The sequence below is a fragment of the Sporosarcina sp. 6E9 genome (assembly GCF_017921835.1).
Lineage (GTDB): Bacteria > Bacillota > Bacilli > Bacillales_A > Planococcaceae > Sporosarcina.
In genome coordinates this window covers 417,766-435,727 of sequence record NZ_JAGEMN010000001.1, presented here as the reverse complement: position 1 = coordinate 435,727, position 17,962 = coordinate 417,766, and the positions used below count along the sequence as shown (strand labels likewise).

Below are 17,962 nucleotides of genomic sequence, written 5' to 3'. Positions count from 1 at the left end.
TTCCCCCTTTTATATGCTGACCCATTTTTCACGATGGATTACTTCTACTGGTGTAGAATTTACACGTTTCGTCTGTTCTTTACTCTTCTGTCCCATAATTTTAAGTAAATCATTCGATGAATACGTTACTTCGCCTTTACCGATTAATCCATTCACCCCAAATACTTCAACGATATCACCTGGGTAAAAGCTTCCTTTTACTTGAAAAATTCCAGCTGGTAGTAAATTTTTACTTTTATAAAGAATTGCCTCTTCGGCGCCTTTATCAACAAAGAGTTTTCCCGTCGCCTCCGAGTGCATCGCAATCCATTGCTGACTTATATTGATTGAATTATGAACAGGGTTTGAAATATAAGTTCCATCCCCCGCACCTTGGATCATTTCCAATAACTTGTTTTTACCATAGCCAGTGCCTATGAAAACCGGAACACCGACCGAAAGTGCAGTTTTTGCTGCTAATAATTTGGATTGCATACCGCCCGTTCCAACTGTTGAACCTTTGTCGGTTGTGAAGGATAACATTTCATCAGTAATTTCATTAAGTGATTCAATTTTTTCGGCAGTCGGATCTGCATGAGGATTTCCTGTATAAAGGCCATTTACATCAGTTAAGATGATTAATTGATCCGCCCGAATGAACCCACTAACTAAGGCTGATAACATATCATTATCACCGAATGTCAATTCTCTGACTGAAACTGTATCGTTTTCATTAATTATCGGCAAAATTCGGCGCTCAAGTAATTCTGTAAGTGTTGCATATGCATTTTTAAAACGTTCGCGACTTGTGAAGTCATCTCGTGTCAGTAGAATCTGTGCGGGCACAATTGAAAACTTTGTAAATTTATCGATATAAGATTGGATTAGTAAGCTTTGACCAACAGCCGCTGCCGCCTGCCTTCCTTTCAGTGTAATCGGTCGTGCGCTATACCCTAATCTACCAAAACCAGCCGCCACCGCCCCCGACGATACCAACAGAACTTCATGGCCCGCCTTACGTAACTCAGCGAGCGCATTCACATGATCAGTGAATTTCTCTTGGTCAATTTCCCCTCGTGCATTCGTTAATGAACTGCTTCCGATTTTTACAACAATGCGCTTTTTCCTCATTTGACATTTCCCCTATATAGTTTCTAAATTTAATGTATGTATATTTATGCTAATTGATGAATAAATAACATCTTACTATACATTCACAAAAAAAGAAAGAGAATTATCAAGGAAATTAAAAACCGAATGCAAAAAACTGCCTATTCCTCGAAATTAGGAATAGGCAGTTAAATATTATTTAATATCTTCAAACTCTACTTTCGTTCCATCTTTAAACGTGATTTCTACTTCGAATTTAGTGTAATCATTTTTCAAATTAAAAACGTCTAGTACTTGCTCTATGGCGTCTGCCTGGCTCGTCTCTTGGTCAATTGTCAATTTCTTCACCAAAGGATAAAGCTCATTAAAAGCATCGGTTCCTTCTTTCCTGACCCCGTTGATTGAATCCTCAATTTCTGCTTCAATCGTGCCATCCTTGTTTCTTTCAAGTTCTACGTCATATTCATCTTGAGTTCCATATTCAATATCCAGATTGAATTCCAAGTAATCAAGTTCATCCATTTTGGCAAGGCCTTCTGAATTATCTGCATTTGTTTGTTTATTTGTGTTTGCTCCAGTATTTGTGTCCGTGCCATTTGTTCCTTCAGTTCCGCTTGTTGCATCATTATTATTGTCTTCAACTGTTTGTTTGTCTTGTGTTTGATTATTATCGTTCTTGTTCGTTCCACAAGCTACAACAACTAAAGAAAGTGCTAACACTGCGATAAAAAGAAATATTTTCCTCATTTTATCGACCTCCTCCTTATTATTTGTTCCCGAATTGATCTGCTTTTACACATGGAACTCAAAAAAGTAGCAAATCTCCATCATCACAATGGAATTTGCTACTTGAATGTTTTTTTATTTTGACATCACATTGGCAACTTTTTTTACAACATGATTACTGCCACCCTGATCTTCTACACCTTCAATCATCATTGCTATAATGTATGACATGTCCTCTGTGGGATAAGCGACAAAGAAACCATTTTCTTTCCCTGATTCGCTTTGTGATGATTTTAGTTCTGCCGTTCCTGTCTTCCCTGAAATTTTAATCGCTGGGATATTTGCATCTTTCGCAGAACCGCTAACGACGACTTCCCGTAAATCTTTCCGGAGAATTGCCGCATTTTCAGGAGAAATGAGCCCCTCTTTCCACACTTGACCTTTTTGTTCATCTTCAAATAATATCGGTTTAACCATTTTTCCATCATTAATAATCGGTCCATAACTTGAAGCCAAATGAACGATATTCATTAACATTTGACCTTGTCCAAATGATGTATCTGCAAGTTGTCCTTCTGATGCAATCTTACCATCATTTGAGATTTGCGACTTTCGAAGTGGATAACTAAAAGGAATTTCCTCTTCAAAACCAAACTTAGTGAACCCTTCAACAAATTTGTCCCTTCCCAAAGCCAATGCTTCCATCGCAAAATAGATATTATCCGAGTAAACGAGCGCTTTTTGTAAATCAACTGGATTTGGAGGGCTATATAATCGTGATACTTTGAAATTTCCCCATGAACTATCCTTTTGCCATTTATTATCGTTTATTGTATGACCTTTCTTAGGGTTCAGCGTTCCTGCAGTTAAACCAATTGCTGCTGTTACTGGTTTAATCGCTGAACCCGGTGCATACGATGCCGCAAATCTATTTAAGAGAGGCTCATCAGGATTCTCAGTCAATTCATTATAGCGCGAACCACTAACCCCGATAGCAAATTCATTGGGGTCGAATGCTGGTGAACTTGCTAAAACGAGCGTTTCACCTGTTTTCGGATCAATAACTGTAGCAGTTCCCGGTTCATGATTCATTGCTTCAAACGTAGCCTTTTGTAGATCAGCATCGATAGTTAATTTAATATTTTCTCCGTCTACTGCAGACTTTTCGGCAATTGTAATTTCAGCATCATGATCCGTTTTTTTAATATAAATTCGAACACCGTCTTCCCCCCGAAGTCGTTTCTCGAGCAGTTGTTCTAATCCGCGCTTACCGACAAGGTCTGTATCCACATAACCGTCCTCCGCAAGCTTTTCTAATTCATCCGCATTAATCCGACCAATATAGCCGATTAAATGAGAAAGTGCATGACTATATGGATACTCTCTAAGGTCCGCTTTTTTTGATCCTACACCGGTTATTTGTTTTGCTTCATCGAAAATTGCTTCTTGTGTGAAAGCTAAATTCTTTATCGGAACGAATAGATCCGGTTTAACCCAACTTTGGTTCAATTGTTTATCGATAAATTCTGGTGTTGTTCCTAGAATACTTGCTAATTTTTTCGTATCCGCATCTACATCAAATTGTCCAGGAACTACTCCAACTTCAATACCTGAGCCATTTACTGCGATTGCCTTATCATTTCGATCGAAAATCTCTCCACGATTTGCATGTATTGTCGAAACACCTACCTTATCCTGTTTCATTAAGTCAGGCAATATGAATGATGGATCCCATTCTATGTACCAGTTATCTTTTTCTTCACGCACTTCACTTTTTAATACGACATCCTTTTCAAATTCAATGGGACCAGCGATTGTTTCCATTTTAATCTGAACAGGGTACGTATAATTTTCTTCTTTATTATAAATTTCATCTTCGTCTACGACATCTGGCTTATCAAATTCGATGACGACGTCTTTAATCCCCAAATCCTTATATAGTAATTCAGTCCGGTCAATGAACTGCTCCCTGCCAAAAGCTTCTTTTGAACGTTCTTCAATAAATTCATCGTACATTTTAGTAAATTCAGCTTTACTCCATAAATCGACATACTCGCCTAATCTATCCATCGGCGTAACTTCTTTTTCTTTTTTCGTGCATGCCGATAAAAGTAAAATGAATGTCAGGAAAATAATTACACGTTTCTTCATAAACTTTGCCCCCTTTAGCCTTCTCTTTATATGATAACAAAGTATTAGATTTAGTCCCACAACTATTGTTCCAAAATAATTAAAATAAAAAAAACGATGCAACAAGTTTTGCTTAAACTTGATGCATCGGTCGATGATTTATATAGCTTTTGTCTTCTTAATTTGTTTACTTCTTAATTGTCCGCAGGCCGCATCGATATCGGTTCCTTGCTCGTGACGGACACCGCAATTGATTCCTGCATTTTTTAATGTTTCATAGAATGATTTAATCGCTTCCGGCGTACTTCGACTATATTGTCCATGTTCGTCAACAGGATTATAAGGAATCAAGTTCACATAGGACAAATGACGCTTATTCGCAAGCAATCTGGCAAGTTGTTTCGCTTCTTCAACATGATCATTAACATCATTCAATAAAATATATTCGAATGTTATGCGACGATTTGTCGTTTCCAAGTAATAATCAATCGATGCCATAAGTTTATCAATCGGGAATGCCCGATTAATTTTCATGATACTTGTACGAAGCTCATCATTTGGTGCATGTAATGAAACAGCCAAATTTACTTGTAGATTTTCATCCGCAAAGTCCCTAATTTTATGTGCCAGTCCACTTGTTGAAACGGTAATATGACGAGCTCCGATTCCAAGACCTTTTTGCGCATTAACAACGCGCAAGAAATCCATCAAGTTCGTGTAATTATCGAACGGTTCGCCAATGCCCATAACGACGATATGACTGACACGTTCATTTAACTCTTTCGCGTCAAGGTGTTGCTGAACCTTCATAATTTGCTCAACAATTTCACCGCCAACTAAATCGCGGCTCTTTTTAAGCAGCCCACTCGCACAAAAACTGCACCCGATATTACAACCAACTTGGGTTGTAACACAAACTGAATAACCATATGGAAATTTCATCAAAACCGTTTCGATTAAATTACCATCTTGCATTCTAAATAAAAACTTAATCGTTCCGTCGGCAGACTCCTGTTTGACCGTCTGTTCCAATGTTTGTATAACGAACTGTTCTTCTAATTGTTCGATGCATTCTTTATTTATGTTTTTCATATCGCTAAAATTAGTTACACGTTTTTTATAGAGCCAGTCCCATATTTGTTCAGCACGAAATCTTTTTTGACCGTGTGCGATTAACCAATCGGATAACTGCTCAGGGGTTAAACCATAAATTGATTTTTTCATTTCTTTGCCTCATTTCAAAAAATACAATCCATTCATTATACTACTTTATTACTGAAAATGGAACAAGTTTTTTTACCTAATGTCATTTTTAGATGTATCCAGATAAATAAAACGGATTATTCACGGCCCGTTACAATCACGCCGTAAATAATCCGTTAGCATCTAAAACAATCGATTCAATGTCTTTTCATATGCATCTAGTGTGCGGTCAATTTCTTTTTCACCATGCGCAGTCGATAAACTATAACGATTAAGTGGTTTTGTGTATACACCTAGTGATAACAAGTGATAATCGATTTCTTTCCGCAATTTAAAATTGGACTGTTGTAAATCACGATAATTTCGAATTTGTTTCCTATCTGTTAGTACTAAATTGAATATAGATCCCAAACCAATCGTTTGCGATTCAATTCCTTTTGTAGAGAATAATTGATTGATTCCTGTTTTTAATTTATCTGTCATATCAAAAACATGCTGAATTTCATTTTCCAATAGTTCAATGGTTGCTATGCCTGCAGCTAGTATCGTTGGATGGCCATTATACGTTCCGCTATGAAATAAGACATCTTGAGCGCTTGAGGCTTTACTCTGACTATTATCAAAAACATCCGATGCTGCGGAAGGTGTGCTAATATCCATGATTTCCTTCTTGCCACCAACAATACCGAATGGAAAACCGCCACCAACCACTTTTCCCAATGTCGTGATATCCGGTTTAATTTCGTACAGTTCCTGGGCCCCTCCTAGACTAACGCGGAAACCCGTTTTAACTTCGTCAAAAATTAGTAGAATACCTAACTCAGTTGTTAAGTTCCGCAACTCATCCATAAAACGCTTTTCCGCTGGTATGAAACCGCCTTGAATTGGTTCTATAATTACCGCTGCAACTTCATCTTTTTCAATCATTAATATTTCCTTAGTCGCTTCAAAATCGTTAAAAGGCAAAATTATGGTATTTTCAAAATGATGAGGATCTACACCTTTCGACTCGGATATTGCTATCGGATTGCTCGCGGGTCCCGCTGCATTTACGGATGGATTAATACTTAATAATACTTGATCGAATCCGCCATGATAATGCCCTTCAAATTTTGCTATTTTATATTTACCAGTGTATGCATAAGCAAGACGAATCGAAAGCAAAGTAGCTTCAGTTCCAGAGTTCGTGTATCGTAATTTTTCCATACCCGGATATAACTGTTGGATTTTCTGCCCCATTTTCACTTCCAAATGATGTGGTGTACCGAACAATAAAGTTCCATCATTCGTAATTTGTTCCTGGATCGCTTTCAAAATTTTCGGATGTCCGTGGCCAGTCATCAAAGCACCATAGGAAAGTAGATAATCTACATATTCATTACCGTCGATATCGGTCAGATAAGCACCGGATCCTTTTGCCATAATTGTCGGATACGGTTCGAAAAACTTTATATTCGCGGTAACACCACCTGGCATAATTTTTTTAGCGGACTTTGAAAATTCAAGTGATTGAGGCGTTTTCTCGATATATGCTTCCCTTCCCGATAACACTCCGCTTTGATCCATATAATTAACCTCCTATCATTATTTTCGAAGAAAAAAAAGCTAACCCAGCACGGATTAGCTTTTCAGTTTAAACTGTAATGGCACTCGATTCTAATTGCTCTTTAGCTTCATCTGGTCTTTTTGATTGGATAAACCAAATTGCAGCTAGTAAAACGAATCCAATTGCACTAGTTTTCAATTCAGGAACTATCAACATAAGACCCCCGCTAAATAAAACAACTCGTTCCCATATCCTTGAATTTCTTGCAAAGTAGCCAATAACAGCACTACTCACGCCTATCATTCCTAAAATAGCGGTCGATACTGCTAGCAATAATTTAAGCGGCGTCGCATCCACCAGCACCAGAATTGGATTGTAGATAAACACATACGGGATAATGAATGCCGCAATCGCTAATTTCACAGCTGTAACCCCAGTTTTAAATGGATTACCTTTCGCTATCCCAGCTCCCGCATACGCGGCTAAACAAACAGGCGGCGTGATGTCCGCAACGATTCCAAAATAGAAAACAAACATATGCGCAGATAAAGGCACAACCGCAAACTCATTGATAAGCACGGGGGCTGCAATCGTTGCCGTTACTACATAATTTGCTGTCGTTGGCAGACCCATTCCAAGAACAATACATGCAATCATCGTGAAGAACAGCGCTAGAAGAAGATGTCCGCTAGATAATGCAATAACTCCAGCTGCAAATTTCGAACCTAACCCAGTAATACTTACAACCCCTGCAATAACTCCCGCAGTTGCAACAGCTGCAATTACTGGAAGGGCTACTCTCGCACCTTGTTCTAATACATTTACAATTTCTCGTATATTCATTCGTGACTCTTTCCGTACATAAGCTACAAGAAATGCTGACAAAATCCCGAATAATGCCGCACGTTGTGGCGTATATCCGATCATTACTGTACCGATGATTACGAATAACGGAATAAGCATAAAGCCGTTTTTAATCATCAAATCTTTAAATATCGGTAATTTATCTTTTGGCATGCCATAGATTTTTAATCTTTTTGCTTCAAAATGAGTCCCGATAAATATACCCGTGAAATAAAGGATGGCAGGAACAAGTGCTGCCAGCATAATTGTTGCATAGGAAACACCTAAATATTCCATCATGATAAAAGCCGCGGCCCCCATCATCGGCGGCATTATTTGTCCGCCCGTAGATGCAGAAGCTTCGGTAGCACCCGCGAATTCCGGCGTGAAACCAGCTTTTTTCATCATTGGGATTGTAAATGATCCAGATGCAACTGTGTTGCCGACTGAACTTCCGGAAACAGTTCCTTGTAGTGCACTCGCAACAACCGCAGCTTTAGCTGTTCCACCGGTATAACGACCGGTTAATGCAAAAGCGATATCATTAAAGAATTTACCAATCGGGGTGTGAACTAAAATAACGCCGAAAAATAAAAAGAGGTAAATAAACTTTGCCGATATTTGAATGGGTGTCCCAAAAACACCACTTTCTTGGAACCAAAGATTTGGTGCAAGACGTTCAATAGAAAATCCAGGATGCGATAAAATTTGTGTGGGTATCAACCTTCCATAGAGAGCGTATAAAATGGCTACGCTTGCTACGATAACTATCGGTAACCCGACGGTCCTTCTCGTTGCTTCAAGAACGAGAAGAACACCTAGGATTGAGATAATGACATCGGGCATGCTGTATCCTGAGATTCTACTTTGTAAAATAGAATCAAAGAAAATTATTTTATGATACGCTACATACATCGCGCTAAAGGCCAGGATTAAATCATACCAAGGAACGGTTTTCTGTGTGTTCATCCAGGCTTTTTTTGCTGGATATAGGAGAAAGATAATTCCCAATGCCGTACCTAAATGAATCGCACCTTGTTTTTGCGTTGGAAGTGTTCCTGCATATCCAGTGTATAAATGAAAGATTGTCAACGCGACGCCGAGAAATGTTACGACCCACGCCCATTTTCCAATTTGAGTACGAAATTGATTTTCCTTATCATACTTTTCAAGGATTGCTTGTGCATCGACTTCTTGAACATTTTTCATGTCGCGTATCCCCTCTCATTTCAGATGTTGATCGATGCAATTACTTCAAATCATCAAAGCTTGTAATTTTAGTTTTTTCTCTTGTCACAATTTGAATGACCTCCGGATAAATATGTCCAATGAATGCTGCATTTTTCACTTCATTGTCCTTGAAATCCGCTTCGCCGTTCAATGCTTGACCAGCAGGTACGTGAACTGCCATTCCTAAGTCCATATGACCATCACGAATACTTGCCAAGTTTTCTACTGAAGCACCTGTTTCTGTATTCGTTACATTAACGCCATCGATATGTTTATTCCAAATGCTAGCCATTTCGCCGCCTAACGGATAATACGTTCCGCCCTGGCTTCCTGTCCCTAGAATAAATTCAGATTTCCGGTCGCCTTCTTTTGCAGTAAGTTCCGCTACTTCGTTGTCGACAGTTAGTCCTTGTTCTTCATAATATCTTTTAGCGCCTGGATGGATTAATAAGCCTTCAGCACCGCGAAGTGCATTTTCAAGCGTCATTTGTTTTGCTTGATCATGTGTGTTTTCACTTGCATTTTCAACCATAATTTTTGCCATCTGATATCCGAGCTCATCATCAATCGTATCTGTGTTCCCCATTAAAACTGCGTAAGCGGTTACAGTTTCAACATCTTCAGTCAAGAAATCATACGTATCCTTTGGAATCGTCAATCTTCTATACCCTGAGTTTTCCTCAATATATTTTATTGCTTCATCAGAAAGACTTAGCATTTTCACATCTTTCGAAGAAGCTTGCAAACTTTCGATACTACCTGCTGGCAATCCTAGAATCCCAATGGAAACATCAATATTTCCATCTTGAACACCGTCCGCCGCATCCCCAAATCCTTCTTGGAATTTATTGTAGTCGGCATCTTCAATTCCATAAGCTTTTAAGATTAGTTTCGATACGTTATTCGTTTCACTCGCTGGTGGCCCAATCGCAATATTTTTCTTTTCTCCGCCACTACAAGCTGAAAGTATAACAAGTAAACCAATGACTAGAAATAATAAAGCACGCATTTTCGTCTGTTTCAACTAAATTCCCCCTCGTATTATATTTCCTACAACCCTAGTAAGCTTGTACTCTGGGAGATAATGCTAATCAACTGTTAGTGCCCACCGAAAGGTAGTAGCTTATTATAGATTATACTATTAAACTTTTTAAATACAACGACTTTTCCATATAATCTGATTAGCGGCGAGCGATTAAAGTTAAACTTTCCTTTAACAATGGGATTCTTCTATTAATTATGCTGTCATAATTTTTTATCCTACACACTAAGGAGACGACTGCACGAATATAGGAAATCCGATTCATTTATCGATTAATTTTTACAAGTTTTGTTTAGAGCTAAGGAAATGTAGGTATACAAGAAGTAAGAAATAAATTTGGAGGGAATATAAACTATGAAAACAATCGTAGAAAATGCAGTACAAGCAAAAGAAGAAGTCGAGAAATTGGAGATGCAAGGCTATTCTCGAGATGACATTTATATCTTTGCGCATTATAAGGAAAGAGAAGAAAATATCTCCGATGCATTAGATACCGAAGAAGTTGGCATGAAGGAGCAAGGTTTTCTGGATAGCATGAAAAACTTAGTTTCCTCTCGAGGCGATGAATTGCGTTCTAAAATGGAAGCAGCAGGGTTAACTGCTGAAGAAGCCGACGATGCTGAAAAAGAATTGGATCATGGAAAACTTGTTGTTATTGCCAAAAAAGACTAAATTTCAACAAATAACTACCCCCACTCCTAAACGAGTGGGGGTTTTGCCATTTTAACGAGCTTTTCATACATTATTGTACAAATGTCTTCAATAATTCGGTATCATAGACTAGAAGGTGGGTGTGAATCGTGGAAAATAACTTCGGTAAAATCGGTGTAGTTGCTGGCTTGTCGACTTTTGTTCTTTTAATCGTCGGAATTCGAAACGTATTGGGTCAACCAATTGAAATATTAAATTTTGTTGCTTTTTCTGTTTTCGGCTTAATTATCGGAATCATTATGGCTTCAATATTATTTTACAAATTAAGAATCGCCTTTTACATGTTCAGTTCATTTCTATTGATTGCTTTTATTGAAATGTTTCGGAACTTCATTATGAATGCCAATGGACAAGGTGATTTAATTGGCGTCCTATCGCTGTTTATCATTACTTCATTTGGACTTGGTCTTTCATTGATTGTCCAATTTATTGTCATTTTACTGAATAAAAAAAAGAACGCTAACTAAAAATCTCAGGCAAGGAAACGGTTGTAGTCGTTTTTTCGCCTGAGATTTTGCTTATGATGAAGCCTTATTTTTTTGTTTTATTACTGCCATAACCAAATTGAATAAAGCTAAAATCGCAAACAAGATTGCAAATCCATATTGTCCATTCTCATAGCGATTATATGCAAAATACCCCATAAACAAAGCTAGCCCAATATCTAGATATTTTGACCCCATGTCCATAACCTCCTCTAGCCTAAAACCATTACTAGATTCAGTATACATGATGCATCTTAGTCCACACCTATATATTCAACATTCGCCATACTCCGGATACCGCCACTTAGCTCTTTCACATGGCCATTTTCGGTTAATCTCAAACGATTACCATCAATAAAAATGAATACAAATTCTGGAAATCCGTCGCCAGGTAGACGATCATAGTAAAAAGCTTTGTCTATTTCTTCCCAAAGATAGATGTGCTGCTCCTGGGAAAAAAGGGTTCTGAATGAGATTGAATCATTTGATAAAGCTGTATAGGTTAACGATGCATAATAAAAGAAAACCCCACTTGTGAGTAAAAAAATTAGGCTAAAAATAATTGAAATCCTTTTTATATCTAAAAAGAAAAGAGTTGCCGGGGCTAACAGTAAAAATAAAAAAGCTATAATATAGGCGACATAGCCCTTCCCCGGTACAATGACACCCCAATTGTCAGGGGAAAAGTACAAGGTGTCTGCGACATTCGATGGTATTATCAAGAGGAGTATAGGAGATATCAGCAGGACGACAATCGCAATTGCCATATATACATGTCTTGTCTCGTAAACCTTTTCCATTTTTTCACCACCCCTGTTTAATTCAGACTGTACCATATATCCTATCAACTATATGATATGCCGATAAAACAAATAAACCACTTACAGCATTTTAACTGTAAGTGGCTAGCATTATGATTGAGCTCTTCTTTTCAATAATTCTTCTTTAATATCGGATAGGCTAACATCTGAAATCTCCATCAACACTAGCGAATGGTAAAGTAAGTCAGCAAGTTCACTTGTTAACTCGGCTTTATCTTCATTTTTGGCACCGATAATTACCTCGCTTGATTCTTCGCCGACTTTTTTGAGCACTTTATCGATACCTTCTCGGAAAAGATAGGATGTGTATGATTCTTCTATCGGATTCGCTCGGCGATTTTTAATTTCGGCGATGACTTCGTGTACGATTTCACGGTTTGATAGTTCAACCTCCAAACTCGTGTTATAAAAACAAGATTTCTTGCCAGTGTGACAAGCAGGCCCCAACGGCTCGACTTGAACAAGTACGGCGTCGCTATCGCAATCAAATGAAAGCTGCTTCACAATTTGACGGTTACCAGAAGTTGCGCCTTTATGCCATAATTCTTGGCGTGATCGACTAAAGAACCACGTTTCTTTTGTTTCAATCGTTTTCGTTAACGCTTCTTCATTCATATAGGCGAGCATTAAGACCTTTCCGGTTTGGCTATCTTGTACGATGGTGGGAATGAGCCCTTTTTCATCGAATGAAACAGATTCAATTTCTATCGTCATTGTCCATCAGTCCTAACTCATTAGTTTTCAAAAAGTCTTTTAGTGTTCGGATATTGATTTCATTATAGTGAAAAACAGAGGCTGCCAACGCCGCATCGGATTTTCCTTCTGTTAAGACTTTCTCAAAGTCTTCCATCTTCCCTGCTCCGCCACTTGCTATAATGGGAATCTTTACCGCTTGAGCGATGGTTCGATTCAGTTCTAGGTCATAGCCTTCCTTCTCGCCGTCTCCGTCGATACTGTTAATAACTAGTTCACCTGCACCTAACTCTTCACCTTGAACGGCCCACTCAATAGCATCTAGGCCTGTATCTACCCGTCCGCCTTTACTAAAGACGGACCATTTCGAAGGTCCGACCTTTTTCACATCCATCGATAAGATAACGCGTTCAGAGCCAAACTTGTTAGCAGCATCTTTTATAAATTGAGGATTATCTAGTGCAGAACTATTAATCGATACTTTATCCGTTCCAACGTCCAATAAGTGTTGTATATCTTCAAGCGTTCGAATACCGCCGCCGACGATAAATGGAATGGGAACTTCTTTCGCGATAGTCGCAATCGTATCTAAAAATAAAGGCCGATTATCCGTTGATGCTGTAATATCATAAAAAACAAGTTCATCTGCACCGTCTGCCACATATTTTCTTGCCAAATCAATTGGATCAGCGACTTCTTGAATGTTTTCAAACTTCCGTCCTTTTACGACTTTACCTTTATCAACATCTAAACATGGAATAATACGTTTACTCGCCATTCTTGTCTCCTCCCAGAAGCTCGTCTAACGTTACAGTGCCTTCATAAAGTGCTTTTCCCATTATAGCTCCGTAAAGATTCATTTCTTTTAACAGTTCAAAATCATTTTGAGTGGTAACACCACCTGAAGCGATAATATCGATTGAGGATGCATCATTTATTTCTTTTAATTCCTGAAAATTTGGTCCTTGCATCATGCCATCTTTTAAAATATCTGTGTAAACGACTGTTTTTACACCGATTTCTGCTAACTCTTTTATTAAGTCAGTGGCTAGTGTATTGCTCGTTTCAGTCCAACCATCTGTAGCGACCATTCCGTTACGCGCATCGATTGAAACAGCGATTTTGTCGCCATATTTTCCAACTGCTTCTTCCAAAAAAGGGCGATTTGTGATGGCAGCCGTCCCAATTATAATTCTACTGACACCATTCTCAATATGTTCATCAATAATCTCCATGGAGCGAATTCCGCCACCCACTTGAATAGGAATTGAAACTGCTTTTGCTATCGCTTGTATTGCAAGACGATTTGAGGAATCGCCCGTTTTTGCACCATCAAGGTCAACGATATGTATGTATTCCGCCCCTTGTTTTTCCCATAGCAATGCCATGTCAGTCGGCGAATCACCGTATATAATTTCTTGATCATAATCACCTTGTATCAGTCGAACACACTTGCCATTTCTTATATCAATTGCAGGAAACAGAATCACGTACCATCGCCTTCTTTCGGATTAATAATAATAAAGTAGTTTAGATTTGAAAAATACTAATCAAGCAGCTTGCAAGTCGGGACTACTATTCACCCGTAGACAACTAGCATAATTTCCTGGAAAATGTCTGTCCACCCGCAACGGAAATCCACAATGTCTCTTTAAAGTAATCCCTTTGTCGAAGGAACCCCTTTAACATCTGGATTAATCTTACTAGCTGCGCTTAAAGCCCTTCCAAACGCTTTAAATATCGATTCAATAATATGGTGCGTGTTTTTCCCATACTGCAAATTGATATGTAACGTCACTTTTGCGTTGCTCACAAATGCCTGGAAAAACTCTTCGACTAGTTCTGTATCGAACTGCCCCACTTTGTCTTTCAATCCTTCGACATGATAAACGAAAAACGGACGCCCACTTATATCAATCGACACAGTCGACAAAGCCTCATCCATCGGAATCGACACAGTCGCATATCTGTCAATGCCTTCTTTCGTTCCAATGCTCTTATAGAATGCTTGTCCCAATACGATTCCAATATCTTCAACCGTGTGATGTTGGTCAACCTCAATATCCCCATCACACGCAACTTTCAAATCGAATAAACCATGCTTCGTAAATAAAGTCAGCATATGATCAAAAAAACCAACACCTGTTTGAATATCTGTTTCTCCACTACCATCAATCGCAAAATCTAATGAAATTGATGTTTCAGCAGTTGCTCTTGAAATTGATGAACTACGCATATTATTTGTCCGCCTTTCGAATCGCAATTGAATTTGCATGGGCCGATAACCCTTCTGCATTTGCCAAAGTAATGATATCATCCGAAACATCCCGTAATGCTTCCTCGGAATAATGAATGATACTTGATCGTTTAATGAAGTCATACACACCAAGCGGCGAGGAAAATGTTGATGTGCCACTAGTCGGTAATGTGTGATTTGGACCTGCTATATAATCACCCAAGGCTTCTGGTGAGTGGTTCCCTAAGAAAATCGCACCCGCATTATCGATAAATTGCATTTGTTCCATCGGATTTTCAACCATTAGCTGTAAATGTTCCGGGGCAAGTATATTAACCAATTCAAATGCTTCATTTAATGAATCGACGCGTACAATCCGTCCATTATCTTCAATCGATTTTTCAATAATAGACTTCCGTTCTGATAAAGCCGTTTGTTTCTTTACTTCTTCACTTAATTCCTCCGCAAAAGATTGACTTGTCGTGATACAAACCGCTGTCGCTTGTTCATCATGCTCCGCTTGTGACAATAAATCCGCTGCCACGTATCTGGGTACTGCGGTTTCATCGGCGACAACACAAATTTCACTAGGACCTGCAATCATATCAATCGCGACATCACCGAACACCCACTTTTTCGCACGTGCAACATACGCATTTCCAGGGCCAACAATCTTCGCAACTTTTTGTACCGTCTCCGTTCCATATGCCAATGCCGCAACGGCTTGTGCACCACCAACTTTATAAATCGTTTCAATCCCGACTTCAGCGGCGGCAACTAGAACATGCGGATTGATCTTTCCGTCTTGCCCCGCTGGCGTTGTAATCGCAATGTTTTTTACGCCGGCTATTTTTGCAGGGATCGCATTCATCAAAACCGTTGAAGGATACGTTGCCTTTCCACCAGGGACATAGATTCCTACACGAGCGAGAGGTGTTATTTTTTGTCCTAGAAATATACCACTCGCTTTCGTTGTAAACCAAGATTTTTCAGTTTGCTCCTCATGAAAAGCGCTAATATTTTCATGGGCTTTCTTGATTGCGACTATAAATTCATCACTGACTAACGCTCTCGCCTCAATGAATTCCTCTTGGGAGACGAGTAAATTATCCAGCTCCACCTTGTCAAATTGAGCCGTGTATTCGATAAGCGCTTCGTCACCTCTTTCTCGAACCTGTTCGATAATTTTCAGCACAGTTCGATCTAAATCTTCATGACTACCGATTGTTGTATCGCTCTTATTTAATTCAATCTCATATTGTTCGCCAGTAAGTATTTTCAACAACCATCACTCCAATACTACTTTTACCTTCGTTATAAACCGTTCAATTTGGTTCGTTTTTGTAGCGAAACTCGCTTTATTCACAATGAGTCTCGCACTAATATCGACGATTTTATCCAACACGACAAGTCCGTTTTCTTTCAACGTCGTTCCTGTTTCAACAATGTCGACAATCACTTCGGATAAACCAATAAGCGGTGCCAATTCGATGGAACCGTTCAACTTTATCGTTTCAACACGAATTCCTTTTCTATCGAAAAATGCTTTTGTAATGATAGGATACTTTGTTGCCACAGTTAAAGGCGCACCATTCTGCAGCTTTTGAGTAGGAAAACCAGCAACAACGACTTGACATTTCCCGAGGTTCAGATCCACTAGTTCATAGACATCAGGTTGTACTTCCATAATTGTGTCTTTCCCAATGACCCCAATATCCGCTGCACCTTTTTCTACGTATGTAGTTAAATCAGCTGTTTTCACAAAGATGAGCTTTACTGTTTCTGTTTCATCGTACATGACTAGTTTCCGACTTTTATTATGATAATCCGGAAAGTTCAGTCCTGCTTTTTCGAGTAGATTCATTGCCTGTTTTGACGTACGTCCAGTCGCAATGGCTAATGTTAGATAATCCACTTACATTGCCCCTTTCGCACCATTTAACATCTTGAGTAATTCATTTAAGGATTGGAATGAAGTTTCCTCTTCCCGATACTTAAATATATTTTGGTCATTTGAAATCATTAATTGATAAATGCTGTCTTGCACATTCGATGATGCCTTCAATAGTGGATAAGAAAGAACTGTATAGTTTCGCTCACGTAATTCATTGGCAATTAGAATGGATTGTTGTAAATTATCATCACCGTAAAGTATTTTAATATCAATCGGTGTTCGCACGGAGACGGTACCGGTTGTTAAAGCTGTTACAAGCGACTCTACCTCACATGCAAAACCGATTGCCGGTAAGTCCGCGCCGAATTCATTGCCCAACTGGTTGTAACGGCCCCCCATTAAAACAGGCTTCCCAAACTTCTCCACAAAACCTTGGAAAATCACATCCGAATAATACCCCATATGATTGATAAGCCCTAAATCGAGTACGATATTATCCTTCAATCCATATAATTTAAGAATTTCATAGACTTCTAACAGATATGCGAGCGTTTCGTCCATTTTCTCTGTTTTGATCATGTTCTCGGCTCTTTCGCTCACTTCCATTGGATTCCCGTATAACATTGGAATCGTAACAATCGCGTCGATAATGTCCTCAGCGATATTGAATTGCTTAAGGAAAGGTCTAAGTTCTACAATATTTTTCGCTTGTATTAAACCCTTCAACTGTTCGATATCTGGCGTATCTAAATCTATCATTTGAATTAATTCCTGAAAGAAACCGGCATGACCCATTTCAATTTTTATTTCACTGAAACCTAAATCCTTCAAGGTATGGCATGCAAGCGCAATTACTTCTGCATCCGCTTCAGGAGAAGTTTCACAAAAATACTCAACTCCGGCTTGCGTGCCTTCAATACTATCTTCCTCAAATGACGATTGTCTGAAAACATCTTGGACGTAATAATAACGTAAATCATTTGGTAGCTTAGGATAGTTATCTGCTAGTTGCTTAGTAATCGGTACTGTAATATCCGGTCGAAGTACAGAAACTTCGCCAGTTCGATTAATTATTTTCATCATTTCTTTTTGGTTGATAGAACTTTTCACTTGTGAATACAGGTCGTATTGTTCAAACATCGGTGTTTTTATGCGTTCATAACCGTATGTTTTAAATCTTTTATTAATCGTTTTAATTGTACGTTCATACCTTTGATAGTCTTTGACATTTTGGTCATTCATTCTATAATCATTATACAATTGTAATTTTCACACCTTTCCGCCGAACACTTTAATACTTTACTAGAGTGAAG

At 38.7% G+C, this 17,962-nt stretch carries 18 protein-coding genes; 2 read left to right on the top strand and 16 right to left on the bottom strand.

Annotation, left to right across the window (positions count from 1 at the left end; translation table 11 throughout):
• Nucleotides 1-9: 9 nt before the first annotated feature.
• The 7 genes from proB to J4G36_RS02315 all read right to left on the bottom strand — a co-directional run bounded on the left by proB (nt 10) and on the right by J4G36_RS02315 (nt 9,791).
• The gene (gene proB, locus J4G36_RS02345) at nt 10-1,110 is read right to left on the bottom strand and encodes a glutamate 5-kinase (RefSeq protein WP_210468347.1); all 1,101 of its coding nucleotides are present in this window, start codon (nt 1,108-1,110) and stop codon (nt 10-12) included.
• 174 nt (nt 1,111-1,284) lie between these two features.
• Entirely contained in the window at nt 1,285-1,836 is a 552-nt protein-coding gene (locus tag J4G36_RS02340) for a YusW family protein (RefSeq protein ID WP_210468346.1), read from the bottom strand.
• A 114-nt stretch (nt 1,837-1,950) separates the two neighbouring features.
• Nucleotides 1,951-3,966, bottom strand: coding sequence for a penicillin-binding transpeptidase domain-containing protein (locus tag J4G36_RS02335; protein ID WP_210468344.1), 2,016 nt, complete (start codon nt 3,964-3,966; stop codon nt 1,951-1,953).
• Between the two features lie 138 nt (nt 3,967-4,104).
• Nucleotides 4,105-5,169, bottom strand: coding sequence for a dual-specificity RNA methyltransferase RlmN (gene rlmN / locus J4G36_RS02330; RefSeq protein ID WP_210468342.1), 1,065 nt, complete (start codon nt 5,167-5,169; stop codon nt 4,105-4,107).
• Nucleotides 5,170-5,331: 162 nt separating this feature from the next.
• The gene (locus J4G36_RS02325) at nt 5,332-6,714 is read right to left on the bottom strand and encodes an aspartate aminotransferase family protein (RefSeq protein ID WP_210468340.1); all 1,383 of its coding nucleotides are present in this window, start codon (nt 6,712-6,714) and stop codon (nt 5,332-5,334) included.
• 67 nt (nt 6,715-6,781) lie between these two features.
• Entirely contained in the window at nt 6,782-8,746 is a 1,965-nt protein-coding gene (locus J4G36_RS02320) for a TRAP transporter permease (protein ID WP_210468338.1), read from the bottom strand.
• A 40-nt stretch (nt 8,747-8,786) separates the two neighbouring features.
• A complete protein-coding gene (locus tag J4G36_RS02315; RefSeq protein WP_246880372.1) occupies nt 8,787-9,791 on the bottom strand; it encodes a TAXI family TRAP transporter solute-binding subunit in 1,005 nt (334 codons plus the stop codon).
• A 372-nt stretch (nt 9,792-10,163) separates the two neighbouring features.
• On the opposite strand from J4G36_RS02315, the gene J4G36_RS02310 reads away from it, so the two are divergent.
• Both J4G36_RS02310 and J4G36_RS02305 read left to right on the top strand, forming a co-directional pair.
• Nucleotides 10,164-10,481: a YflT domain-containing protein gene (locus tag J4G36_RS02310; RefSeq protein ID WP_210468337.1), complete on the top strand. Its 318-nt coding sequence runs from the start codon at nt 10,164-10,166 to the stop codon at nt 10,479-10,481.
• A gap of 128 nt (nt 10,482-10,609) precedes the next feature.
• A complete protein-coding gene (locus J4G36_RS02305) occupies nt 10,610-10,987 on the top strand; it encodes a hypothetical protein (protein ID WP_210468336.1) in 378 nt (125 codons plus the stop codon).
• 51 nt (nt 10,988-11,038) lie between these two features.
• Here the strand turns inward: J4G36_RS02305 and J4G36_RS02300 are convergent, their stop codons facing one another.
• The 9 genes from J4G36_RS02300 to hisZ all read right to left on the bottom strand — a co-directional run bounded on the left by J4G36_RS02300 (nt 11,039) and on the right by hisZ (nt 17,891).
• Nucleotides 11,039-11,203, bottom strand: a complete 165-nt coding sequence (locus tag J4G36_RS02300; protein WP_210468335.1) for a hypothetical protein — start codon at nt 11,201-11,203, stop codon at nt 11,039-11,041.
• Nucleotides 11,204-11,259: 56 nt separating this feature from the next.
• Entirely contained in the window at nt 11,260-11,805 is a 546-nt protein-coding gene (locus J4G36_RS02295; RefSeq protein WP_210468334.1) for a hypothetical protein, read from the bottom strand.
• Nucleotides 11,806-11,916: 111 nt separating this feature from the next.
• Nucleotides 11,917-12,540 carry a bifunctional phosphoribosyl-AMP cyclohydrolase/phosphoribosyl-ATP diphosphatase HisIE gene (gene hisIE, locus J4G36_RS02290; protein WP_210468333.1) on the bottom strand — a complete coding sequence of 208 codons (624 nt, stop codon included), beginning with the start codon at nt 12,538-12,540 and terminating at the stop codon, nt 11,917-11,919.
• Nucleotides 12,524-13,297 carry an imidazole glycerol phosphate synthase subunit HisF gene (hisF, locus tag J4G36_RS02285; protein WP_210468332.1) on the bottom strand — a complete coding sequence of 258 codons (774 nt, stop codon included), beginning with the start codon at nt 13,295-13,297 and terminating at the stop codon, nt 12,524-12,526. Before hisF ends, hisIE begins: the two co-directional genes overlap by 17 nt.
• Entirely contained in the window at nt 13,287-14,009 is a 723-nt protein-coding gene (hisA, locus tag J4G36_RS02280; RefSeq protein ID WP_210468331.1) for a 1-(5-phosphoribosyl)-5-[(5-phosphoribosylamino)methylideneamino]imidazole-4-carboxamide isomerase, read from the bottom strand. The genes hisF and hisA overlap by 11 nt, the downstream gene beginning before the upstream one ends.
• Nucleotides 14,010-14,170: 161 nt before the next feature.
• On the bottom strand, nt 14,171-14,755 hold the full coding sequence (hisB, locus tag J4G36_RS02275; RefSeq protein WP_210468320.1) for an imidazoleglycerol-phosphate dehydratase HisB: 585 nt from the start codon (nt 14,753-14,755) through the stop codon (nt 14,171-14,173).
• Nucleotide 14,756: 1 nt separating this feature from the next.
• Nucleotides 14,757-16,037, bottom strand: coding sequence for a histidinol dehydrogenase (gene hisD, locus J4G36_RS02270; RefSeq protein ID WP_210468318.1), 1,281 nt, complete (start codon nt 16,035-16,037; stop codon nt 14,757-14,759).
• 6 nt (nt 16,038-16,043) lie between these two features.
• The gene (gene hisG, locus J4G36_RS02265) at nt 16,044-16,670 is read right to left on the bottom strand and encodes an ATP phosphoribosyltransferase (RefSeq protein WP_210468316.1); all 627 of its coding nucleotides are present in this window, start codon (nt 16,668-16,670) and stop codon (nt 16,044-16,046) included.
• On the bottom strand, nt 16,671-17,891 hold the full coding sequence (gene hisZ, locus J4G36_RS02260) for an ATP phosphoribosyltransferase regulatory subunit (protein WP_210468307.1): 1,221 nt from the start codon (nt 17,889-17,891) through the stop codon (nt 16,671-16,673).
• Between the last annotated feature and the right edge of the window lie 71 nt (nt 17,892-17,962).

Bases quoted from the DNA above. Each gene is read 5' to 3' on its own strand.
- proB (WP_210468347.1), bottom strand. From the start codon at position 1,110: ATGAGGAAAAAGCGCATTGTTGTAAAAATCGGAAGCAGTTCATTAACG.
- J4G36_RS02340 (WP_210468346.1), bottom strand. From the start codon at position 1,836: ATGAGGAAAATATTTCTTTTTATCGCAGTGTTAGCACTTTCTTTAGTT.
- J4G36_RS02335 (WP_210468344.1), bottom strand. From the start codon at position 3,966: ATGAAGAAACGTGTAATTATTTTCCTGACATTCATTTTACTTTTATCG.
- rlmN (WP_210468342.1), bottom strand. From the start codon at position 5,169: ATGAAAAAATCAATTTATGGTTTAACCCCTGAGCAGTTATCCGATTGG.
- J4G36_RS02325 (WP_210468340.1), bottom strand. From the start codon at position 6,714: ATGGATCAAAGCGGAGTGTTATCGGGAAGGGAAGCATATATCGAGAAA.
- J4G36_RS02320 (WP_210468338.1), bottom strand. From the start codon at position 8,746: ATGAAAAATGTTCAAGAAGTCGATGCACAAGCAATCCTTGAAAAGTAT.
- J4G36_RS02310 (WP_210468337.1), top strand. From the start codon at position 10,164: ATGAAAACAATCGTAGAAAATGCAGTACAAGCAAAAGAAGAAGTCGAG.
- J4G36_RS02300 (WP_210468335.1), bottom strand. From the start codon at position 11,203: ATGGGGTCAAAATATCTAGATATTGGGCTAGCTTTGTTTATGGGGTAT.
- J4G36_RS02295 (WP_210468334.1), bottom strand. From the start codon at position 11,805: ATGGAAAAGGTTTACGAGACAAGACATGTATATATGGCAATTGCGATT.
- hisIE (WP_210468333.1), bottom strand. From the start codon at position 12,540: ATGACGATAGAAATTGAATCTGTTTCATTCGATGAAAAAGGGCTCATT.
- hisF (WP_210468332.1), bottom strand. From the start codon at position 13,297: ATGGCGAGTAAACGTATTATTCCATGTTTAGATGTTGATAAAGGTAAA.
- hisB (WP_210468320.1), bottom strand. From the start codon at position 14,755: ATGCGTAGTTCATCAATTTCAAGAGCAACTGCTGAAACATCAATTTCA.
- hisZ (WP_210468307.1), bottom strand. From the start codon at position 17,891: ATGAATGACCAAAATGTCAAAGACTATCAAAGGTATGAACGTACAATT.